This is a genomic window from Streptomyces sp. NPDC003042 (assembly GCF_053591315.1).
This window is the reverse complement of the sequence record NZ_JBSFTP010000040.1, coordinates 24802-44399: the sequence shown is the minus strand read 5'-3', so window position 1 is coordinate 44399 and position 19598 is coordinate 24802. Positions and strand designations below refer to the sequence as shown.

Sequence of the window (19598 nt, the reverse complement as noted above, 5' to 3'; positions counted from 1 at the left end):
CGAACAGTGATACGCAATCCCGTGGGCGGCCACGTCCCGGTGGCCGGCGGGCTCGCTTCGGTCGGCCTGTCCTACGCCCGCGAGATGGGCGCCGAGGCGGTTCAGGTCTTCGTGGCCAATCCGCGCGGCTGGGCGACCCCGACGGGCAACCCGGCGCAGGACGAGCTGTTCCGCGCCCAGTGCGCCGAGCAGTCCGTCCCCGCGTACGTGCACGCGCCCTACCTGATCAACTTCGGCTCCCACACCGAGGCGACGGTGGAGAAGTCGGTGGAGTCCCTGCGCCACTCCCTGCGCCGGGCCCGTGCGATCGGCGCGCTCGGGGTGGTCGTGCACACCGGCTCGGCGACCGGGGGGCGCCCGCGCGAGGCGGCGTACGCGCAGGTCAGGGAGCACATGCTGCCGCTGCTGGACGAGCTGACGCATGACGACGACCCGTTCCTGCTGCTGGAGTCCACGGCCGGCCAGGGCTCCTCCCTGTGCTCGCGGACCTGGGATTTCGGTCCGTACTTCGAGGCCCTGGACCACCACCCGAAGCTCGGCATCTGCCTGGACACCTGCCACATCTTCGCGGCCGGGCACGACCTGGCCGAGCCGGGCGGCACGAAGCAGACGCTGGACCTGCTGGTGGACACGGTCGGCGCGGGCCGGCTGAAGCTGATCCACGCCAACGACTCCAAGGAGGGCGTCGGCGCCCACAAGGACCGGCACGCCAACATCGGGCAGGGCCACATCGGGCGGGAGGCCTTCGGCGAGCTGTTCTCGCATCCGGAGACGGCGGACGTGCCGCTGATCATCGAGACGCCGGGCGGCAAGGAAGGGCATGCGGCGGACGTGGCGCTGCTGAAGGAGCTGCGGAATACCCCAGGGGGGTATACGGTTCTGTCGTAACGGCAGAACCGCTATCCGCGTTTCCACCCTGGGGGTCGTCATGGAACAGGAACAGGCGCACACGAACCACGCCCATCACCAGCACCCCGGCCACCAGCACCCCGGCCAGGAGCAGCAGGGCCATGAACACCACCGCCACGAGTACCACGGCCACGCACACGGTGGCGGTGGCAAGGTCAGTTGGGCCATGGCCGCCAAGGCCACCCTCCACTGCCTCACCGGATGCGCCATCGGTGAGGTGCTCGGAATGGTCATCGGGACCGCGCTGGGCTGGGGCAACGTGCAGACGATGGTCCTGGCGATCGTCCTCGCGTTCTTCTTCGGCTACGCGCTCACCCTGCGCGGCATCCTCTCGGCGGGCGTGAACCTGCGTACCGCCATCCGGGTGGCGCTGGCCGCCGACACCCTTTCGATCGCCGTCATGGAACTGATCGACAACGGAGTGATCGCCCTGTGGCCCGGCGCGATGGACGCGCACCTGTCGGCGCCGCTGTTCTGGATCGTCCTGGCCATCGCACTCGTGGCGGCCTTCGTGATCACGACCCCGGTCAACAAGTGGCTGATCGGCCGCGGCAAGGGTCACGCGGTGGTCCACCAGTACCACCGTTGAGCACCGGCGGGCCCTACAGCTCGGGCCCGTCCCCCGGCTCCTCCTGGTACGAGTAACGCTGCTCGCGCCAGGGGTCGCCGACGTTGTGGTAGCCGCGCTCCTCCCAGAAGCCGCGGCGGTCGGCGGTCATGTACTCGATGCCGCGGACCCACTTGGGGCCCTTCCACGCGTACAGGTGCGGGACCACGAGCCGCAGCGGAAATCCGTGCTCGGCGGTCAGCAGTTCGCCGCCCATATGGGTGGCGAAGATGGTCCGCTCGGCGGCGAAATCGGCCAGTCTCATGTTCGAGCTGAAGCCGTACTCGGCCCACACCATCACGTGCGTGACCTGCGGGGCCGGAGGCGCCAGTGCCAGCACGGTACGCGCCGGCACCCCGCCCCATTCCGCGCCCAGCATGCTGAACTTGGTGACGCAGTGCAGGTCCGCGACGACGGTCTCGAACGGCAGGGCCGCGAACTCCTCGTGGTTCCAGCAGTGCTTCTCACCGTCGGCCGTCGCGCCGAAGACCCGGAACTCCCAGCGGTCCGGCTTGAACTTGGGCACAGGACCGTAGTGGGTCACGGGCCAGCCTCGCTGCAACCGCTGCCCCGGAGGGAGCTCAAGCTGCTCTGCTCCCGGAGATTCCCGGTTTTCCGGCTGACCCATGCCTCCATGGTGACAGACTGGGCAGGGTGGTCATGACCAGGTCTGGGCCTATTCGGGCAAGTCGCGGCAACTCCCACTAAGGAGGCACTTACTGGACGGCCTCCGGCGGCGGTGCAAGGATGCGCCCACCTGCCCCGTCACATAGCTGACATTGCCTGGAAGGAGCCTCTGCGATGCAGGGCGACCCCGAGGTCCTTGAGTTTCTGAACGAGCAGCTGACCGGCGAGCTTACGGCCATCAACCAGTACTGGCTGCACTACCGCATCCAGGACAACAAGGGCTGGACCAAGCTCGCCAAGTACACGCGTGAAGAGTCCATCGATGAGATGAAGCACGCGGACAAGATCACCGAGCGCATCCTGATGCTCGACGGCCTGCCGAACTACCAGCGCCTCTTCCACGTGCGCGTCGGGCAGACGGTCACGGAGATGTTCCAGGCCGACCGCCAGGTGGAGGTCGAGGCCATCGACCGGCTGAAGCGCGGCATCGAGGTCATGCGCGGCAAGGGTGACGTCACCTCGGCGCGGCTCTTCGAGGAGATCCTGGCGGACGAGGAGCACCACATCGACTACCTCGACACCCAGCTGGCACTCATCGAGTCGCTGGGCGAGCCGCTCTACATCGCGCAGCTGATCGAGCAGCCGAGCTAGGCCGGGCCGGGCCGGGCACTCAGGCGACTTCCGCCAGGGCCGGCTCGGGAGCGGCGGACCGCTCCGTGTCGGAGGCCAGTGCGGTCACCGCCGTGTTGCCCTTCTCCAGCAGTTCCCGGCGCGGGCAGGCCCCGCGGCCGAGGATTCCCTGGATGGTGCGCACGCAGGAGCCACAGTCCGTGCCGGCCTTGGTGGCGGAGGCTATCTGGCGAGGGGTGCAGGCCCCGGCTGCCGCGTGGTCCTTCACCTGCTTGTCGGTGATCCCGAAGCAAGAGCAGACGTACACGCGGTTCACCTCCCTGAAGCGGAACGGTTCGGCGGGCCATCCCCTATTCGGTGAGGCTTACCTAACCTTACCCAAACTTAGGGTTCCCTAAAAGCCCCGGGTACGACGATGGGGCGCGGATCACATCGATCCGCGCCCCACTGTCGTGCGTGCTGTTTGATCCCCTACTGGTCGCGGTACATCTCGGCGACCAGGAACGCCAGGTCCAGGGACTGGCTGCGGTTGAGCCGCGGGTCGCAGGCCGTCTCGTAGCGCTGGTGGAGGTCGTCGACGAAGATCTCGTCGCCGCCGCCCACGCACTCGGTGACGTCGTCACCGGTGAGCTCGACGTGGATGCCGCCCGGGTGCGTACCCAGCTCCTTGTGGACCTCGAAGAAGCCCTTGACCTCGTCGAGCACGTCGTCGAAGCGGCGCGTCTTGTGGCCGGAGGCCGCCTCGAAGGTGTTGCCGTGCATCGGGTCGGTCACCCAGGCCACCGTGGCGCCCGAAGCCGTGACCTTCTCGACCAGCTCGGGGAGCTTGTCGCGGACCTTGTCGGCGCCCATGCGGACGACGAAGGTCAGCCGGCCCGGCTCCCGCTCGGGGTCCAGGCGGTCGATGTACGTCAGCGCCTCGTCCACCGTGGTGGTGGGACCGAGCTTGATGCCGACCGGGTTGGCGATCTGCGAGCAGAACTCGATGTGCGCGTGGTCCAGCTGGCGGGTGCGCTCACCGATCCAGACCATGTGGCCGGAGGTGTCGTACAGCTTGCCGGTGCGCGAGTCCGTGCGGGTGAGCGCGCCCTCGTAGTCGAGGAGCAGCGCCTCGTGGGAGGCGTAGAACTCGACGGCCTTGAACTCGGCCGGGTCGGTGCCACAGGCCTTCATGAAGTTCAGCGCGTTGTCGATCTCCCGCGCGAGCTGCTCGTAGCGCTGCCCGGACGGGGAGTTCTTCACGAAGTCCTGGTTCCAGGCGTGCACCTGGCGCAGGTCGGCGTAACCGCCGGTGGTGAAGGCGCGCACCAGGTTCAGCGTCGAGGCCGACGCGTGGTACATGCGCTTAAGCCGCTCGGGGTCCGGGATCCGGGCCTCTTCGGTGAAGGCGAAGCCGTTGACGGAGTCACCGCGGTAGGTCGGCAGGGTGATGCCGTCGCGGGTCTCGGTGTCCTTGGAGCGCGGCTTCGAGTACTGACCCGCGATGCGGCCGACCTTGACGACGGGCACGGAGGCCGCGTACGTCAGGACGGCGCTCATCTGGAGCAGGGTCTTCAGCTTGGCGCGGATGTGGTCGGCGGACACGGCGTCGAAGGCCTCGGCACAGTCGCCGCCCTGAAGCAGGAACGCCTCGCCCTTGGCGACGGCTCCCAGACGGGCGCGCAGCTGGTCGCACTCACCCGCGAACACGAGGGGAGGATACGACTCGAGGTCCGCGACGACAGCGCGCAGGGCCTCGGCATCGGGGTACGAAGGCTGCTGCGCCGCGGGAAGGTCTCGCCAGGTCGCCTTGGAGGCGGGGGCTTGGGTTTCAGCGTTCACGGTCACCTCGTACACATTACGGCGTAACCCGACACGTCCAGCCCTGCGCCCACGAAGTGAGACGGATCTTGCGCCACCCTTCTCGGACACGGGGCGTGGGCTAAGGTGCACGGTATGTACGCGCACACGAACCAGAACTGGTGGTGGCCCGCTCCCGGCGGCCCACTCCTCGCGCGTACCTGACGACACGCACGACCGACGCGAAGGCCGCCCCGAGGGGCGGCCTTCCGCGTGTGCGGGATGCGGCTGCTCCTCCCACCGGAAGGACGCCCGCCCCATGGACCTCAGCCCGCTCAGCCGACTGCTCGACGACTCCTGCCCGCCCTTCGCGCTGCTGCGCCGGCGAACTCCCGGCCGCGACCACGACACCGTCGAGGTGCTCCTCGGCCCCGTCCACGAGGCCGAGCGCCTCGCCGACCTGCCCGTCGGGGAGCTGCCCACCCTCGCGCTCGTGCCGTTCCGCCAGATCCGCGAGCGCGGTTTCGACGTACGCGACGACGGCACGCCGCTGAGCGTGCTGGTCGCCGAGGAGGCGTACGAGATCCCCCTCTCCGCGGCGCTGGCCGCGCTGCCGGACCACGCGGTGCGGGTCGAGGGCGGCGGCTTCGACGTCCCCGACGAGGCGTACGCGGCCACCGTCGAGCGCGTCATCCGCGAGGAGATCGGCCGCGGTGAGGGCGCGAACTTCGTCATCCGGCGCACCTACGAGGGCCGGATCGACGGCTTCGGCCGCGCCGACGCGCTCGCCCTGTTCCGCAGGCTGCTGGTGGGCGAGCGGGGCGCGTACTGGACGTACGTCGTCCACACCGGGGACCGCACGCTGGTCGGGGCCAGCCCCGAGGTGCACGTCCGGATGTCGAACGGGAGGGGCGAGCGCGAAGCGCTCCCGTTTGAGGGTGGTGGCGGGAGACGGGTGGGCGGCACGGTGGTGATGAACCCGATCAGCGGAACCTACCGCTATCCCGCCGAAGGGCCGACGGCCGACTCGCTCCTCGCCTTCCTCGGCGACCGCAAGGAGACCGAGGAGCTGTCGATGGTGGTCGACGAGGAGCTCAAGATGATGTGCACCGTCGGCGACATGGGCGGGGTCGTCGTCGGCCCCCGGCTGAAGGAGATGTCCCACCTCGCGCACACCGAGTACGAGCTGCGCGGCCGGTCCTCCCTGGACGTGCGGGAAGTACTGCGGGAAACGATGTTCGCGGCGACGGTGACCGGCTCGCCCGTGCAGAACGCCTGCCGGGTGATCGAGCGGTACGAGAGCGGGGGCCGCGGCTACTACGCGGGCGCCCTGGCCCTGCTCGGCCTGGACTCGGCCGGGGCGCAGACCCTGGACTCCCCCATCCTGATCCGCACCGCCGACATCGCGCCCGACGGCGCCCTGCGCGTGCCGGTCGGCGCCACCCTGGTCCGGCACTCGGACCCGGCGGGCGAGGTGGCCGAGACGCACGCCAAGGCCGCCGGGGTGCTGGCCGCGCTGGGCGTACGGGACGCCGCGCCCCGGCCCGCCTTCGAAGGCGCCGGGCTGGCGGACGACCCCCGGGTCCAGGCGGCCCTGGCCTCACGGCGGGCGGACCTGGCCCCCTTCTGGCTCCGGATGCAGGAGCGCCCGGCGGAGGTCACCGGCCACGCCCTGGTCGTGGACGGGGAGGACACCTTCACGGCGATGCTGGCGCACGTCTTGCGCGTGGCCGGGCTGGAGGTGACCGTACGCCGCTACGACGATCCGGGGCTGCGGGCGGCGGCCCTGGCCTGGGACGGCCCGGTCGTACTGGGCCCCGGCCCCGGCAACCCGGCGGATTCCGGCGACCCGAAGATGCGGACGCTGCGCGCGCTGGCAGGGGAGCTGCTGGCCACGCACCGGGGCGGGATCCTGGGCGTCTGCCTGGGCCACGAACTGCTGGCGGCCGAGCTGGGCCTGCCGCTGATCCGCAAGGCGGAGCCGGCGCAGGGGGCGCAGACCCGGATCGACCTGTTCGGGGCCGAAGAGGTGGTCGGCTTCTACAACACGTACACCGCGCACTGTGACACTTCAACGGCCGCCCGCCTCGCCGTGGCCGGTGTGGACGTCTCCCGCGACCCGTCGACGGGCGAGGTCCACGCCATCCGCTCCGCGTCGGGCTTCGCGGGGGTCCAGTTCCACCCGGAGTCGGTGCTGACCCTGCGCGGCGCGGAGCTGGTACGGGACCTGCTGGCCGGGGTCAGGGTCGGCGTCGTCTAACCGCTGTCGGTGGTGGCTCCCGCGCCGGTCGCGGGGGCCGCCTTCACCGCGCGGCGGGACCAGGCGCCCCGGACGTCCCTGACGCCCTTCCACGTCAGCACCGTCAGAATCACCGGCGCGGCGGACACGAGGACCGTGATGCTGCCGAAGCCCAGCGCGGTGACCACGACCACGCTCACCGAACTGTCCACGGCGTCCAGCCACCGACCCGTGCGCTCACCGGGCTCCGCGCCGCGCAGCGACCGCACGGCGCGGTAGGCGAACAGGAGCTGGATCGGTGCGAACGCCAGGAAGATCCAGCGGGCCCAGTCGGGTATGGTCACGCCGCGAATCTACGCCCCCCGGCCGGGTCCCGGACTGACCGCCGGGTGAACGCGGACCGAACTCGCGGGGCGTCAGGCCGGCGCGGGCACCAGGGTGTTCTCGGAGCGGCGGCCCGCCAGGTAGTCCGCGACGTTGGCGACGGTGGTGTCGATGATCTGGCCCACCGCGTCGCTCGTGTAGTACGCCTGGTGGGAGGTCACGACCACGTGCGGGAAGGTGACCAGCCGGGCCAGGGTGTCGTCCTCGACGGCCTCCAGGGACTTGTCCAGGAAGAACACCCCGGCCTCCGCCTCGTACACGTCCAGCCCGACCCCCGAGAAGCGGCCCGCGCGCAGCTCCGTGACGAGGGCGTCGGTGTCGACCAGTCCGCCGCGGCTGGAGTTCACCAGGATCGCGTCGTCGCGCATGGTCTTCAGCGCGGCCGAGTCGATGAGGTGGTGCGTGGACTCCATCAGGGGAAGGTGGAGGCTGATCAGGTCAGAGGAGGCGAACAGCTCGTCCTTGTCCACGTACTTCATGCCCAGCCCCCGGCAGGCCGGGTTCTCCGCGACGTCCCAGCCCAGCAGGTTCATGCCGAAGCCGTGCGCGATCCGGGTGAAGGCCTCGCCGATCTTGCCGGTGCCCAGGACGCCGGCCGTGCGGCCGCGCATGTCCCGGCCCATCAGCCCGTTCAGCCTGAAGTCGAAGTCGCGGGTCCGGTTCGAGGCGCGGACGATCCGCCGGTTGACGGCCATCGCCAGGGCCCAGGCGAATTCGGCGACCGAGTACGGGGAGTAGTACGAGACGCGGCTGACGGTCATGCCCAGCCGGCGGGCCACGTCCAGGTCGATGTTGTTGAAGCCGGTGGACCGCTGGGCGATCATCTTCGTCCCGCCGGCCGCCAGCGTGCGCAGGACCCGGCCGTTCAGGTCGGCGTTCACGCCGCAGGAGACGACCTCGTACCCGGCGGCGATGGGCGCGGTGTCCTCGCTCATGAAGACGTCGAGGCAGCGGATCTCGTGCTGCCCCGCGAAGGCGCGCTCCAGGAGCGGCCTCTCGTCGGCTGTCACTGCGAAGGCCAGGATCTCCACGCTTGCTCCCGTACGTCTCCGTCGAACCGTGGGTCGTTTCGTCACGATACGACCCACGGTCGACGGGCGCCGCCCAGCGATCGACGGACAGCGCTGGACACACCGCCTCAGCCGAAGAAGACCCCGACCTCCTCGTACAGCGCGGGGTCCACCGTCTTCAACTTGGAGGTCGCCTCCGCGATCGGCACCCGGACGATGTGCGTGCCCTGGAGCGCGACCATCTTCCCGAAGTCGCCGTCGCGCACCGCGTCGATCGCGTGCAGCCCGAAGCGCGTGGCCAGCCAGCGGTCGAAGGCGCTCGGCGTACCGCCGCGCTGGATGTGCCCGAGGACCGTCGTACGGGCCTCCTTGCCGGTCCGCGCCTCGATCTCCTTCGCCAGCCACTCGCCCACGCCCGACAGCCGGACGTGCCCGAAGGAATCCTTGGTGGCGTCCTTGAGCACGAGCTCGCCGTCCGTCGGCATCGCGCCCTCCGCGACCACCACGATCGGCGCGTAGCTCGCCTTGAACCGGGAGGTCACCCAGGCGCAGACCTTGTCCATGTCGAAGCGCTGCTCGGGGATGAGGATGACGTTGGCCCCGCCCGCGAGCCCCGAGTGCAGGGCGATCCAGCCGGCGTGACGGCCCATCACCTCGACGACGAGGACCCGCATGTGGGACTCGGCCGTGGTGTGCAGCCGGTCAATGGCCTCGGTGGCGATGCCGACGGCCGTGTCGAAGCCGAAGGTGTAGTCGGTGGCCGACAGGTCGTTGTCGATGGTCTTGGGCACTCCGACGCACGGGATGCCGTACTCCTCGTACAGTTTCGCGGCCACGCCCAGGGTGTCCTCGCCGCCGATCGCGACGAGGGCGTCCACGTCGTACTTGGCGAGGTTCTCCTTGATCCGGCGCACCCCGTCGTCCGTCTTGAACGGGTTGGTGCGCGAGGAGCCGAGGATGGTGCCGCCGCGGGGCAGGATCCCGCGGACGGCGGGGATGTCCAGCGGGACCGTGTCCCCCTCGACGGCGCCCCGCCAGCCGTCCTTGAAGCCGACGAACCCGTAGTCGTACTCCTGGACGCCCTTGCGGACGACGGCCCTGATCACCGCGTTGAGCCCCGGGCAGTCGCCGCCGCCCGTGAGCACTCCGACCTTCATGGATTCTCCCTTCACCATGACGGCCACGCTAGTGGTGACCCAGGTCACAGCAAGGGGTCAGGAGAGGGTGATTCCGGTGAAATCACGGGGCGTCGCGTACCGCCGTTCACTCGTACGAAGACGTAAGTACGATCGACGCCGCGCCCGCGGGTGCGACTACACGTCGTCGAGGCCGCGCTCTATGGCGTACCGGACGAGCTCCACCCGGTTGTGCAGCTGGAGTTTGCCCAGGGTGTTCTGAACGTGGTTCTGCACGGTGCGATGTGAAATGACAAGGCGTTCCGCGATCTGCTTGTACGAGAGCCCCTTGGCCACCAGCCGCAGCACCTCGGTCTCCCGGTCGGTCAGCTGCGGGGCCTTCGGCTCGTCGGAAGCGGTCGGCGCCGGGTCGGTGGCCAGGCGCCGGTATTCGCCGAGCACCAGACCCGCCAGGCCCGGGGTGAACACCGGGTCTCCGGCCGCCGTGCGGCGGACCGCGTCGATCAGCTCCTGGGCGCCCGCCGACTTCAGCAGGTAGCCGGTCGCGCCCGACTTCACCGCCTCCAGGACGTCGGCGTGCTCCCCGCTGGCCGACAGCACGAGCACGCGCAGCGCCGGATCGGCGCCGACCAGCTCCTTGCAGACCTGGACTCCGGGCATGCCCGGCAGGTTGAGGTCGAGGACCAGTACGTGCGGGACGACGGCGCGGGCCCGGCGTACCGCTTCCGGCCCGTCCCCGGCCGTGGCCACGACGTCGAAACCCGCGGCGGCCAGGTCGCGGGCCACCGCGTCCCGCCACATCGGGTGGTCGTCGACCACCATCACCTTGATGTCCTGAACCTGCGTCGTACCGCTCATCGGTGCTCCGTCCTCCCCCTCGGTACTGTCAGTTCCACTTCGGTGCCCTGTCCGGGGACGGACACCAGCTCGGCGGTGCCGCCGAGGTCACGCAGGCGGCCCCGGATGGACAGGGCCACGCCCATCCGTCCTTCGCCCTCCGCCTGGTCGAGCCGTCCGGCCGGGATGCCCGGCCCGTCGTCACGGACCGTGACGATCACCTCGTCGCCCCAGTCCTCCACCAGGATCCACGCCCTGGCGCCCTCACCCGCGTGCTTGCGCACGTTGTCGAGGGCGGCCCCGACGGCCGCCGCCAGCTCCCGCGCGGCGGGCGCGGGCAGCGGCACCGGGGTGCCCGGCTCGGCGAAGCTCACCTTCGAGCCGGCGTGCGGGGCGAGGAGCGAGCGCAGATCCAGTTCGCCCGCGTCGGCGTCCGGCTCCTCCACCTCGTACGCGTCCACGAACGCGCCGAGCGACTCGTCACGGGAGACCCGGGAGGGGTGCACCAGGCCGCTGGAGACCAGGGTGCGCAGCGCGACCTCCTGCTCGCCCGCCATCCGGCCGAGTTCGGCGGCCTCGCCGCCCAGCTCGGTGCCGCGCCGCTGGACCATGGCGAGGACCTGGAGGACCCCGTCGTGGATGTCGCGGGCGAGGCGTTCGCGTTCGCGGGTGGCGGCCTCGATCTCCAGGGCGCGGGCGAGGGTCGCCTCACTGGCCCGCGCGACCTCGACGACGTAGCCGATGGCTATGGAGGCGACCCAGACCAGCAGGACGTTGTGCAGGGTGTCCCGCGTCGGGTCGCCGCTGTGGATGACGATGTTGGCGACGGCCACGAAGGACGAGGCGAAACCGGCCCAGCGCCAGCCGCCCTTGATGGCGAAGGCGAGGACCGAGCCCGCCGTCCAGATGGTGGGGAGCGTGGGGCCGCCGTCCGCGATCCGCTCCTGGGTGTCGACGAGCGGGGTGAGCAGGATGCCGGTCAGCGCGACGGCGAGGTCGGCGCCGAGGAAGCGCTTGGTGCAGCTGGCCGCGTTCGCCACCTTGGGGTGGGTGGCCAGCGTCCAGGCCGCGAGGACGGCGAGGTAGCCGGCCGCGATCCAGGGGCGGTCGAACTTCTTCCAGGCGGAGGCGAACAGCAGCACCGCGTAGACCATGGTGAGCAGCCGGTACGCCGTCAGGGCGCGCCACAGCGGCTGCTCGACCGACATGCGGACGACGCGCTCGCGTTTCGCCATCTCCCCCACCACCCACCCAGCCGACCCGCGCCTTGCGGGCGGTACCGCCGCCGCCCGCGCTACTCGGCGTTCTTGTCGTTCTTGTCGTTCTTGGCGGACTTCTCGGCCCGCGCCTTCTCCGCCTTCTCGGCGTCGGCGATCTGCCGCTTGGCCGCCGTCGCGTAGATGTCGACGTACTCCTGGCCGGAAAGCTTCATGATCTCGTACATGACCTCGTCGGTCAGCGAGCGGAGGATGAAGCGGTCCCCGTCCATGCCGTGGTAGCGGCTGAAGTCCAGCGGCTTGCCGATCCGGATGCCCGGACGCATCAGCTTCGGGACCACCTTGCCGGGCGGCTGGATCTTCTCCGTGTCGATCATCGCCACCGGGATCACGGGGGCGCCGGTGGCGAGCGCCACCCGGGCCAGACCGCCGGGCTTGCCCCGGTAGAGGCGGCCGTCGGGTGAACGCGTCCCCTCGGGGTAGATACCGAACAGCTCACCGCGCTCGATGACCTCGATACCGCTCTTGATCGCGGCCTCACCCGCCCCGCGCGCACCGGAGCGGTCCACGGGGAGCTGCCCGACGCCCTTGAAGAAGGCCGCCGTCAGCTTGCCCTTGACCCCCGGGGAGGTGAAGTACTCCGCCTTCGCGATGAAGGTGACCTTCCGGTCCAGCACGGCTGGAAGGAAGAAGGAGTCCGAGAAGGACAGGTGGTTGCTCGCGAGGATCGCCGGCCCCTCCGCGGGAATGTTCTCGAGGCCCTCCACCCACGGCCTGAAGGCGAGCTTCAGGGAACCGCCGATAGAGAACTTCATTGCGCCGTAGATCAACTCGAAAGCCTTCCTGTGTCTGTCGAACAGACCCTATCCCGTGGCTCCGCTGGCAGCGGCCCTACGACCCTGGTCGGTGCCACCCCCGTCGCGTACGGTGAAGTCACACAGCGCGACACTCCCGTACCCCCGCGCATCCTGATCGACTAAGGAGACTCTGGTGCCCGTCCTCCCTGGAGCAGAGCCGTTCCGCCACGAGGGCGGAGAGGTCGGCGTGCTGCTCTGCCACGGCTTCACCGGTTCGCCGCAGTCGCTCCGCCCCTGGGCCGACCATCTTGCCGCGCGCGGGCTGACGGTGTCGCTGCCGCTGCTGCCCGGGCACGGGACGCGCTGGCAGGACATGCAGCTCACGGGCTGGCAGGACTGGTACGCCGAGGTCGACCGCGCGCTGCGGGAGCTGCTGGACCGGTGCGAGCAGGTGTTCGTCTTCGGGCTGTCGATGGGCGGCGCGCTGGCCCTGCGGCTGGCGGCCAAGTACGGGGACGCCATCAGCGGCCTCGTGCTCGTCAACCCGGCCAACAAGGTGCACGACCCGCTGGCCGTCGCCCTTCCGGTGGTCAAGCACTTCATCAGGTCGACGCCGGGCATCGCCAGCGACATCGCCAAGCCGGGCTCGGAAGAGGTCGGCTACGACCGGATCCCGACGCGGGCCGCGCATTCGCTGCGCACGTTCTTCCAGCTGGTGGACGCCGAACTGCCGCAGGTGACGCAGCCGGTGCTGCTGCTGCACAGCCCGCAGGACCACGTCGTCCCGCCGGCCGACTCCGCGCGGATCCTGGCGCGGGTGTCGTCGACGGACGTCACCGAGACCCTGCTGGAACAGAGCTACCACGTCGCGACGTTGGACCATGACGCGGAGCGGATCTTCGAGGACAGCTTCGCGTTCGTCGGACGGCTCGCGGAGAGCGTCGGCAGGGAGGGGGCGGCCAGCGGTGGCTGAGCACGAGGAGTCGTCGGGGGGTGTTCCCCCGCTGGACGAAGAGGCGGCATGGGCCGCGATCGTCGCCGGGTACGGGCAGGAACCGCCGGACCCGCCGGGGGCGAGGCCGTTCCGGCCGATCGAGAATCTGATGCTGCCCGAGGAGGACGTCAAGCCGGCCCCGCCGGTCGCCGAGCCGGAGCCGGAGCCGGAGCCCGACTCCGCGCCGCCGGAGCCGCCGACGCCGGCGCTGGGCAGCTCGGTGATCTTCGCCCCGGGCGTGGGTGGCGCCGGTCCGCGTGACCACTCGCTGGCCGAGCCGAAGGACGACGACCTGACCCCGGCGGAGGAGGGCCACTTCATCCCGCCGGAGCCGGAGCTTCCGCCGTCCGACGCGACGGCGAAGTTCGCGTGGCTGGCGGTGATCGGCGGCCCGGTGCTGCTGTTGCTGGCGGTGCTGCTCCAGTGGGACATGACGTGGTGGCTGACCACCCTGAGCATCGGCGGCTTCCTGGGCGGCTTCGCCACCCTGGTGGGCCGCATGGCGCAGGGCGACGACGAGGACGACGACCCGGGCCGCGGCGCGGTGGTGTAGCCCGGAGCCCGAAGGCCTCGAGCCCCGCCAAGGGGTATCCCCGGACGGAGTCCGGGGGGATGGAGGCACGGCGGCCGGGGGCCGGTCGACGGCTAGTGCTGTGGCCGGGAAGGTTTGCCGGGTCGCGGCGCCCGGTGCGGTGCATCGCAAGGCGGAGGGCCGGCTCGTACTGGACGTACTTGCGTGGTCCGACAACGCGGCGAGGTGCCGTGCCGGGCGCCGCGACTCGGTGAACCTTCCCGGTCACAGCACTAGGGGGTCGCCGGGAGGCGGAGGGTGGCCAGGACCGGGAGGTGGTCCGTCGCCGCGCGGAGGTCGGCGTCGGTCACCCCCGGCAGCCCCGCGGGGACACCGCAGGCCAGGATCTCCACCCCCCGCGAGGCGAAGACGGCGTCGACGCGGCGGTCCGGCTTCGGCGCCGATGCCGGGAAGGTGTGTTCCCCGCCCCAGGGGGCGGCCGTCCAGCAGTCCTGCAGGGCCTCGGACAGGCGGCTGAAGGCAGGGCCGTCCGGAGGTTCGTTCACGTCGCCCGCGGCGATCAGGTACGGGGCGTCCAGCGCCTCGGCCCGGTGCAGCAGCTGCTCCGCCTGGGCCAGCCGCTCCACCCGGTCCAGCGACAGGTGGGCGCTGATCACCCCGACGCGGGCGGCCCCGAAGCGGACCACCGCCGTCGCGAAGCCCCGCCGGTGCCGCCCGGGGGTGAGCGGCAGCAGAACGTCCTGCGTCTGCTCCACGTAGGCCCGTAGCGAGCACAGCAGCAGCGGCCCGGCGGCCGTCGCGCCTCCGCTCAGCACCACCAGCTCGCTCTTCGCGGCCAGCCTGGCGGCGTGCTTGCGCCAGCGGAAGAAGCGTGGGGCCTCCTGGGCGAAGACCAGGTCGGGGGCGCAGGCCCGGATCACGCGGGCCAGCGCGTCCTCGTCGTCGCGCATCGAGCGCAGGTTGTAGGTCAGCACCCTGATCACGGCGGAACCGTCCGGCTCCGTCCGGGACTTGGGCAGCAAGGGCAGCTCAGGCATCGAAGACACGTCCATGCCTCGCAACATACGCAGCCGCCCGCCGCTCTCCCAGGGGGCGCGGCGGGCGGTCACGACGAACGGCGCGGCGGCTCAGCCCTGGCGCGCCAGGTCGGCGGCGCCCACCAGGCCGGCCTTGCCGCCGAGCTGCGCGGCCAGCACCTGCGCGTGCGGGCGCCACGCGGCGCCGATCAGCCAGCGCTTGAAGGACTTGCGGATCGGGTCGAGGACCAGGTCGCCCTCGTCCGAGACCCCGCCGCCGACGATGAACGCCGACGGGTCGAAGAGCGAGGCCAGGTCGGCCAGCCCGGCGCCGGCCCAGCGGGCCAGTTCGCGGAAGGAGTCGATGGCCACCAGGTCACCCTGGCGGGCGGCCTCGCTGATGTGCTTGCCCTCGATGCCCTCGGGGGTGCCGTCGCCGAGCGAGAGCAGGAGCGTCGCGTTCTCGGGGGTGGCGTTGGCGCGCTGCTTCGCGTACCGGACGAGCGCGCGCCCGGAGGCGTACTGCTCCCAGCAGCCCTGGCTGCCGCAGCCGCACAGCAGGCCGTCCGGGACCACCCGGATGTGCCCGAACTCGGCGGCGACACCGAAGCGTCCGCGCCGCAGCTTGTTGCCGATGATGATGCCGCCGCCCAGGCCGGTGCCGAGGGTGATGCAGATGACGTCCTCGTGGCCCTGGCCGGCGCCGAAGCGGTACTCGCCCCAGGCCGCGCAGTTCGCGTCGTTCTCGACGACGACCGGCAGGCCGATGCGCTGCTCGACCTTGTCCTTGAGCGGCTCGTGCCGCCAGTTGATGTTCGGCGCGAAGAGTACGGTCGCGCGCTTGTCGTCCACGTATCCGGCGGCGCCGATGCCGACGGCGTCGATGGTGTGGCCGCTGCTGACCTCGGACACGGCGACGCAGATCGCGTCCGTCACTCCGTCCGCGGTCGGCGGGGTGGGCACCTTGTACGTCTCAAGGATGGTGCCCTCTTCGTCGACCACGCCGGCCGCGATCTTCGTGCCGCCGATGTCGACGCCGATGGTGAGTCCCATTAGTCCCTCGGTTTCCGGTCAAACCCCGCCACGGCCAACCGTACCCGAGGCCGACGGAGGATCAGTCGAGATCGATCCGCTCGGCCGGGCCCGCTTCGGGGCCGTCCGGACCGTCGTCGCGCGGGTCGCTGTCCTTGCGCGGGGCGGACGGCTCGTTCCGCGTCCAGCGGCGCTCGTGGCCCTCGACGGCCGAGCGGTAGGCGGCGAGGAGTTCCGAGCCGGCGGCCGCGAGGTGGTCGAAGACCTCGGGGTTGCGTTCGATGACGGGCTTGGCGGCGGTCTTGGCCTGGTTGACGAACTGGCGCACGGCACCCTGGGCGGCGCCGCCGAGCAGCGGGTTGTTCAGGGCGGAGACCTTGTCGGCGACCGCCTCGAAGAGCTTGAACAGCTCCTCGGAAGCGGTACCGGTCCCGGTCCCGCTTCCGGCTGCGCCGTCCTGGGCTGCCCGGCGGCGCGCCTTCTCGGCGGCGAGGTCCTCGGCGCAGGCCTTCGCCCAGGCGTCGTCGTCGGTGGGGCGGTCGGTGGCCTCGCTCATGGCGGACTCTCCTGCGGCGGATACGGGGCGGCGTCGGTACGGCCTGCTTCGACCTTACCCCCGAACGGCGGTACGAGGATCAGCGCGTCCGGGGCCACAGCCGCGGGTCGGGGGTGAAGCGGACGCGGAGCACGTCGTCGGCGAGGGCGGCGCCGGAGACGGTGCAGCGGCGCAGCGCCGAGGGCAGGGAAACGATCCGCCGGTACGGGCCGACCGTGAGCAGCAGCTCGTCCCCGCGCCGGACCAGGTCGAGCTCGCTCTTGCGGGCCCGGGGCAGCGGGATCGCCCAGACCAGGACGCCGTCCTCGGCGAGCCGGTCCTCCACCGCCCAGTCCGGACCGCGGCGGCGCGGCGCCGGAGCGAAGCCCTCGGTGGCGGCGAGGGCGGCCAGATCGTCGGCGCCCTGCGGGTCCCGGCCGAGGTGGGCGAGCCGGGATATGGGCAGGTCCTGGCCCCACTCGGCGAGGAACTTGTCCTGCTGGGCGGCGATCTGGCCCACCCAGGGGTCGGGCGAGCTGTGCGGCACGAGCCGGTTGGCGACCAGGTCGCCGATGGTCAGCCGGTGCAGGGCCAGCCCCAGCACGCCGGTACGCAGGGCGGTGTCGGAGGCCGGCCCCGGCTCGGCGACCAGTCGGACCACGGTGGAGTCGGCCTCGACGACGGCCTGGACAGCGGCCAGCTCGGCGTCCCAGCGCGCGGCGGCCTCGTACAGCCACTGCGCGGGCATGGGGACCCCGGCCAGTTGGGCGAGTACGGGCCGCAGGGCGCGGGCGGCCTGCCGCTCGGGGGGCAGCAGCCGGGCGAGGTACCGGCGCAGCTGGGCGGGGAGGGCGAGGGTGGCGACGGCCTGGTGCAGCGGAGGCATGTCGACGACGACGAGGTCGGTGTCGGGGGCGGTGGCCGCCCGGCGCAGCGCCCGGAGCAGCGCGAACTGCTCGGCGCCGGGCAGCTCGGTGACCTCCTCGGCCCCGAGCGGCCTCCCGCCGAGCATCCCGATGAGCGCGGAGCCGCGTTCCTGGAGGGCGACGATTTCGGTACGGAACTCCTTGCCGGAATCGATCCGCACGACCCGCACCCCCGGCCCGGCCTCCGCCCCGGCTTCGGCGGACACCAGCACGACCCGCTGCCCGTCGCGGGCCGCGGCGTACGCGGTGGCGGCGGCGACGGTGCTCCGCCCTGCCCCTCCGGGGCCGGTGATCAGCAGGGTCTGCATGGTGGGGGTGCTCCGGATCTGGGGTGTTCCCGCCTCCGCAGCGGGGCGGGGCGGGTACGGGAGTGTCGCTGCGCGGTGGCGCGGAGCGGGTACGGCTGGTCGGCATGCCGCACCGCTGCGCGGCGGGACGGGGTACGGCTGGTCGGCATGCCACACCGTTGCGCGGCGGAGACGGCTGGCGGCACGCGCGGCGCACCGCCGAGTGCGGCCGGACCGCTGCGCGGCGGGGCGGGCTCTGCCCGGACCCGCGCCGCAAACCCCCGGACTCCGTCCGGCGATACCCCCTTGCGAGGCTGAAATCGCCATCCGGGCACAGCCCGCCGGACATTGCGGCGCGGAGCCCGTGCCGGGTCGGCGCAGCCGCAGGGCGCCGGGGCCGCACCATCCAGCCCCGCCAGGGGGTATCCCCAGACGGAGTCGTGGGGGGGTTTGCGGCGCGAGGCCCGGGGAAGAGCCCCGGCAACGTCGCAGGCCCCCGCCCGGTCGGCGCGGCCACCAGGGGGTGTCCCGGACGGCGCCGGGCCGGGGGCAGCGCCCCGGCGGCGGGGTCGGCCCGTCAAACGCCCGGCCAGGGCCTACCTGGACTCCACGCGCTTCTTCAGGCCCGCCAGCGCGCGGTCGATGATGACCTTCTCGGCCTTGCGCTTGATCATGCCCAGCATCGGGATCTTGACGTCCACGGTCAGCTGGTACGTGACCTCGGTGCGCCCACCGTCCAGCGGGGCGAGCCGGTAGGAGCCGTCCAGCTGTCGCAGCATCTGGGACTTGTCCAGCGTCCAGCTGACCTCGTCCGCGCCCTTCCAGGTGTAGGCGAGGGTGTGGTCGTCCTTGATCGCGCCCGCGTCGAGCAGCAGCCGGACCATCGCCGCGCGGCCCTCGGCGTCGGTGGAGAGCACCTCGGCCTCCTTCACCTCGCCGGTCCACTCGGGGTAGCGGGCGAAGTCGGCGATCACGGCCATGACCTCGGCCGGCGAGGCCTCGATCGTGATGCTCGAGCTGGTGTGTTCCGCCATCGCGGTCGCTCCTCCGGGGAGTGTTCGACAAGTGTGCGGGCGGCCGCCGGCCGCCGCGTGAAGGCTACCGCGCGTGCGGGTCTCACCACTCCAGCGCCCATGGCCTGCCCGTCGCCGCGAAGTGCCCGACGTTCACGCACTCCGTGCCGCCGATGCGGACGCGCCGCGCCAGCGGCTGGTGGACGTGTCCGAACAGGGCGTACCGCGGCCGGGTCCGGTGGATGGCGGCCAGCAAGGCCTCGCTGCCCCGCTCGAAGCGGCGGGCGACGGTGTCGTAGCAGAGCTCGGGCACCTCCGGCGGGATGTGCGAGCACAGCACGTCGACCTCGCCCAGGGCCTCGACCTTGGCGGCGTACTCCTCCACGTCCACCTCGTAGGGCGTCCGCATCGGCGAGGGCAGCCCGCCGCCCACGAAGCCGAAGACGCGGCCGCCGATCTCCACCCGCTGCCCGTCGAGCACGGTGGTGCCGGGGCGGGCGTATTCGCGCCACAGCTGCGGCATGTCGACATTGCCGTAGGTGGCGTAGGTGGGGCTGGGGAAGGCGGCGAACATCCCGGCGTACTGGCGTCGTACCGCGTCCTCGATCAGCCGTTCCCGGTCGAGTCCGTCCCACAGCCGCCGGCCGAATTCGCGGGCCTCCTGGAACCGCCGCTCCGTGCGCAGTTCCACGATCCGGTCGGCGTTCTCGACGCCGAAGAGGTCGGGGAAGATGCCGCGCGAGTGGTCGGCGTAGTCGAGGAAGAGCACCAGGTCACCGAGGCAGATCAGGGCGTCGGCCCCGTCACCGGCCCGCGCCAGCGCTTCGGTGTTGCCGTGGACGTCACTGACGACGTGGATCCGCGTACGCGTTTTCCTGCCACCCATGCCCGTCACCCTAGGGCCGCCCGGGGTGTGGCCGGTAGAGGGGGTCGGGCAGCCAGCGGACCTGCGGTTACTTCCGAGTCGCGAGGGGGGTCGACTAGTGTCGGCCTGACCGTGCGGGGTCGTGCAATGCAGTGCGATGTACAGAATGTGACGCACGGAACATCTGGCCGGTTCCCTCTATCCGGAACCCACTACCGGTGGGTAA

21 protein-coding genes are annotated in these 19598 nt (G+C 71.5%); 6 read left to right on the top strand and 15 right to left on the bottom strand.

Features of this window, described 5'->3' with window-relative positions:
* The first annotated feature begins 9 nt into the window (after window positions 1-9).
* On the top strand, window positions 10-888 hold the full coding sequence (locus ACWDYJ_RS20445; protein ID WP_451567002.1) for a deoxyribonuclease IV: 879 nt from the start codon (window positions 10-12) through the stop codon (window positions 886-888).
* A gap of 40 nt (window positions 889-928) precedes the next feature.
* Window positions 929-1498: a DUF4396 domain-containing protein gene (locus tag ACWDYJ_RS20440; RefSeq protein WP_451566982.1), complete on the top strand. Its 570-nt coding sequence runs from the start codon at window positions 929-931 to the stop codon at window positions 1496-1498.
* Between the two features lie 13 nt (window positions 1499-1511).
* Here ACWDYJ_RS20440 and ACWDYJ_RS20435 read toward each other — a convergent pair whose 3' ends face one another.
* Window positions 1512-2144, bottom strand: coding sequence for a sulfite oxidase-like oxidoreductase (locus ACWDYJ_RS20435; protein WP_451566981.1), 633 nt, complete (start codon window positions 2142-2144; stop codon window positions 1512-1514).
* 173 nt (window positions 2145-2317) lie between these two features.
* On the opposite strand from ACWDYJ_RS20435, the gene bfr reads away from it, so the two are divergent.
* The gene (gene bfr, locus ACWDYJ_RS20430) at window positions 2318-2794 is read left to right on the top strand and encodes a bacterioferritin (RefSeq protein ID WP_451566980.1); all 477 of its coding nucleotides are present in this window, start codon (window positions 2318-2320) and stop codon (window positions 2792-2794) included.
* Window positions 2795-2813: 19 nt separating this feature from the next.
* On the opposite strand, the gene ACWDYJ_RS20425 is transcribed toward bfr, so the two are convergent.
* Entirely contained in the window at window positions 2814-3080 is a 267-nt protein-coding gene (locus tag ACWDYJ_RS20425) for a (2Fe-2S)-binding protein (RefSeq protein WP_451566979.1), read from the bottom strand.
* 164 nt (window positions 3081-3244) lie between these two features.
* A complete protein-coding gene (locus tag ACWDYJ_RS20420; protein WP_451566978.1) occupies window positions 3245-4609 on the bottom strand; it encodes a class II 3-deoxy-7-phosphoheptulonate synthase in 1365 nt (454 codons plus the stop codon).
* A 262-nt stretch (window positions 4610-4871) separates the two neighbouring features.
* Here ACWDYJ_RS20420 and ACWDYJ_RS20415 point away from each other — a divergent pair, with 262 nt between their 5' ends.
* Window positions 4872-6812, top strand: coding sequence for an anthranilate synthase family protein (locus tag ACWDYJ_RS20415; RefSeq protein WP_451566977.1), 1941 nt, complete (start codon window positions 4872-4874; stop codon window positions 6810-6812).
* Here the strand turns inward: ACWDYJ_RS20415 and ACWDYJ_RS20410 are convergent.
* From ACWDYJ_RS20410 to ACWDYJ_RS20385, 6 genes are all read right to left on the bottom strand, one after another.
* Entirely contained in the window at window positions 6809-7135 is a 327-nt protein-coding gene (locus ACWDYJ_RS20410; protein ID WP_451566976.1) for a hypothetical protein, read from the bottom strand. The two genes, ACWDYJ_RS20415 and ACWDYJ_RS20410, sit on opposite strands and share 4 nt — an antisense overlap.
* A gap of 72 nt (window positions 7136-7207) precedes the next feature.
* Window positions 7208-8206, bottom strand: coding sequence for a 2-hydroxyacid dehydrogenase (locus tag ACWDYJ_RS20405; RefSeq protein ID WP_451566975.1), 999 nt, complete (start codon window positions 8204-8206; stop codon window positions 7208-7210).
* Window positions 8207-8313: 107 nt separating this feature from the next.
* Window positions 8314-9342 carry a 6-phosphofructokinase gene (locus tag ACWDYJ_RS20400; RefSeq protein ID WP_451567001.1) on the bottom strand — a complete coding sequence of 343 codons (1029 nt, stop codon included), beginning with the start codon at window positions 9340-9342 and terminating at the stop codon, window positions 8314-8316.
* Window positions 9343-9498: 156 nt separating this feature from the next.
* Window positions 9499-10179: a response regulator gene (locus ACWDYJ_RS20395; RefSeq protein WP_451566974.1), complete on the bottom strand. Its 681-nt coding sequence runs from the start codon at window positions 10177-10179 to the stop codon at window positions 9499-9501.
* On the bottom strand, window positions 10176-11393 hold the full coding sequence (gene macS, locus ACWDYJ_RS20390) for a MacS family sensor histidine kinase (protein WP_451566973.1): 1218 nt from the start codon (window positions 11391-11393) through the stop codon (window positions 10176-10178). Before macS ends, ACWDYJ_RS20395 begins: the two co-directional genes overlap by 4 nt.
* 59 nt (window positions 11394-11452) lie before the next feature.
* On the bottom strand, window positions 11453-12190 hold the full coding sequence (locus ACWDYJ_RS20385; protein WP_451566972.1) for a lysophospholipid acyltransferase family protein: 738 nt from the start codon (window positions 12188-12190) through the stop codon (window positions 11453-11455).
* 175 nt (window positions 12191-12365) lie between these two features.
* On the opposite strand from ACWDYJ_RS20385, the gene ACWDYJ_RS20380 reads away from it, so the two are divergent.
* Both ACWDYJ_RS20380 and ACWDYJ_RS20375 read left to right on the top strand, forming a co-directional pair.
* Window positions 12366-13145 carry an alpha/beta hydrolase gene (locus ACWDYJ_RS20380; RefSeq protein WP_451566971.1) on the top strand — a complete coding sequence of 260 codons (780 nt, stop codon included), beginning with the start codon at window positions 12366-12368 and terminating at the stop codon, window positions 13143-13145.
* Window positions 13138-13719, top strand: coding sequence for a hypothetical protein (locus tag ACWDYJ_RS20375; RefSeq protein WP_451566970.1), 582 nt, complete (start codon window positions 13138-13140; stop codon window positions 13717-13719). Before ACWDYJ_RS20380 ends, ACWDYJ_RS20375 begins: the two co-directional genes overlap by 8 nt.
* A 251-nt stretch (window positions 13720-13970) precedes the next feature.
* Here ACWDYJ_RS20375 and ACWDYJ_RS20370 read toward each other — a convergent pair whose 3' ends face one another.
* The 6 genes from ACWDYJ_RS20370 to ACWDYJ_RS20345 all read right to left on the bottom strand — a co-directional run bounded on the left by ACWDYJ_RS20370 (window position 13971) and on the right by ACWDYJ_RS20345 (window position 19393).
* Window positions 13971-14750 (bottom strand): endonuclease/exonuclease/phosphatase family protein, encoded by a 780-nt coding sequence (locus ACWDYJ_RS20370; RefSeq protein ID WP_451566969.1) that lies wholly within the window; start codon window positions 14748-14750, stop codon window positions 13971-13973.
* 75 nt (window positions 14751-14825) lie between these two features.
* On the bottom strand, window positions 14826-15767 hold the full coding sequence (locus ACWDYJ_RS20365; RefSeq protein ID WP_451566968.1) for an ROK family glucokinase: 942 nt from the start codon (window positions 15765-15767) through the stop codon (window positions 14826-14828).
* A gap of 61 nt (window positions 15768-15828) precedes the next feature.
* The gene (locus tag ACWDYJ_RS20360; RefSeq protein ID WP_451566967.1) at window positions 15829-16302 is read right to left on the bottom strand and encodes a DUF5304 domain-containing protein; all 474 of its coding nucleotides are present in this window, start codon (window positions 16300-16302) and stop codon (window positions 15829-15831) included.
* Between the two features lie 79 nt (window positions 16303-16381).
* Window positions 16382-17515 carry an ArsA family ATPase gene (locus ACWDYJ_RS20355; RefSeq protein ID WP_451566966.1) on the bottom strand — a complete coding sequence of 378 codons (1134 nt, stop codon included), beginning with the start codon at window positions 17513-17515 and terminating at the stop codon, window positions 16382-16384.
* A gap of 575 nt (window positions 17516-18090) precedes the next feature.
* Entirely contained in the window at window positions 18091-18528 is a 438-nt protein-coding gene (locus ACWDYJ_RS20350; protein ID WP_451566965.1) for an SRPBCC family protein, read from the bottom strand.
* Between the two features lie 82 nt (window positions 18529-18610).
* Window positions 18611-19393 carry a metallophosphoesterase family protein gene (locus ACWDYJ_RS20345; RefSeq protein ID WP_451566964.1) on the bottom strand — a complete coding sequence of 261 codons (783 nt, stop codon included), beginning with the start codon at window positions 19391-19393 and terminating at the stop codon, window positions 18611-18613.
* Window positions 19394-19598: the final 205 nt, after the last annotated feature.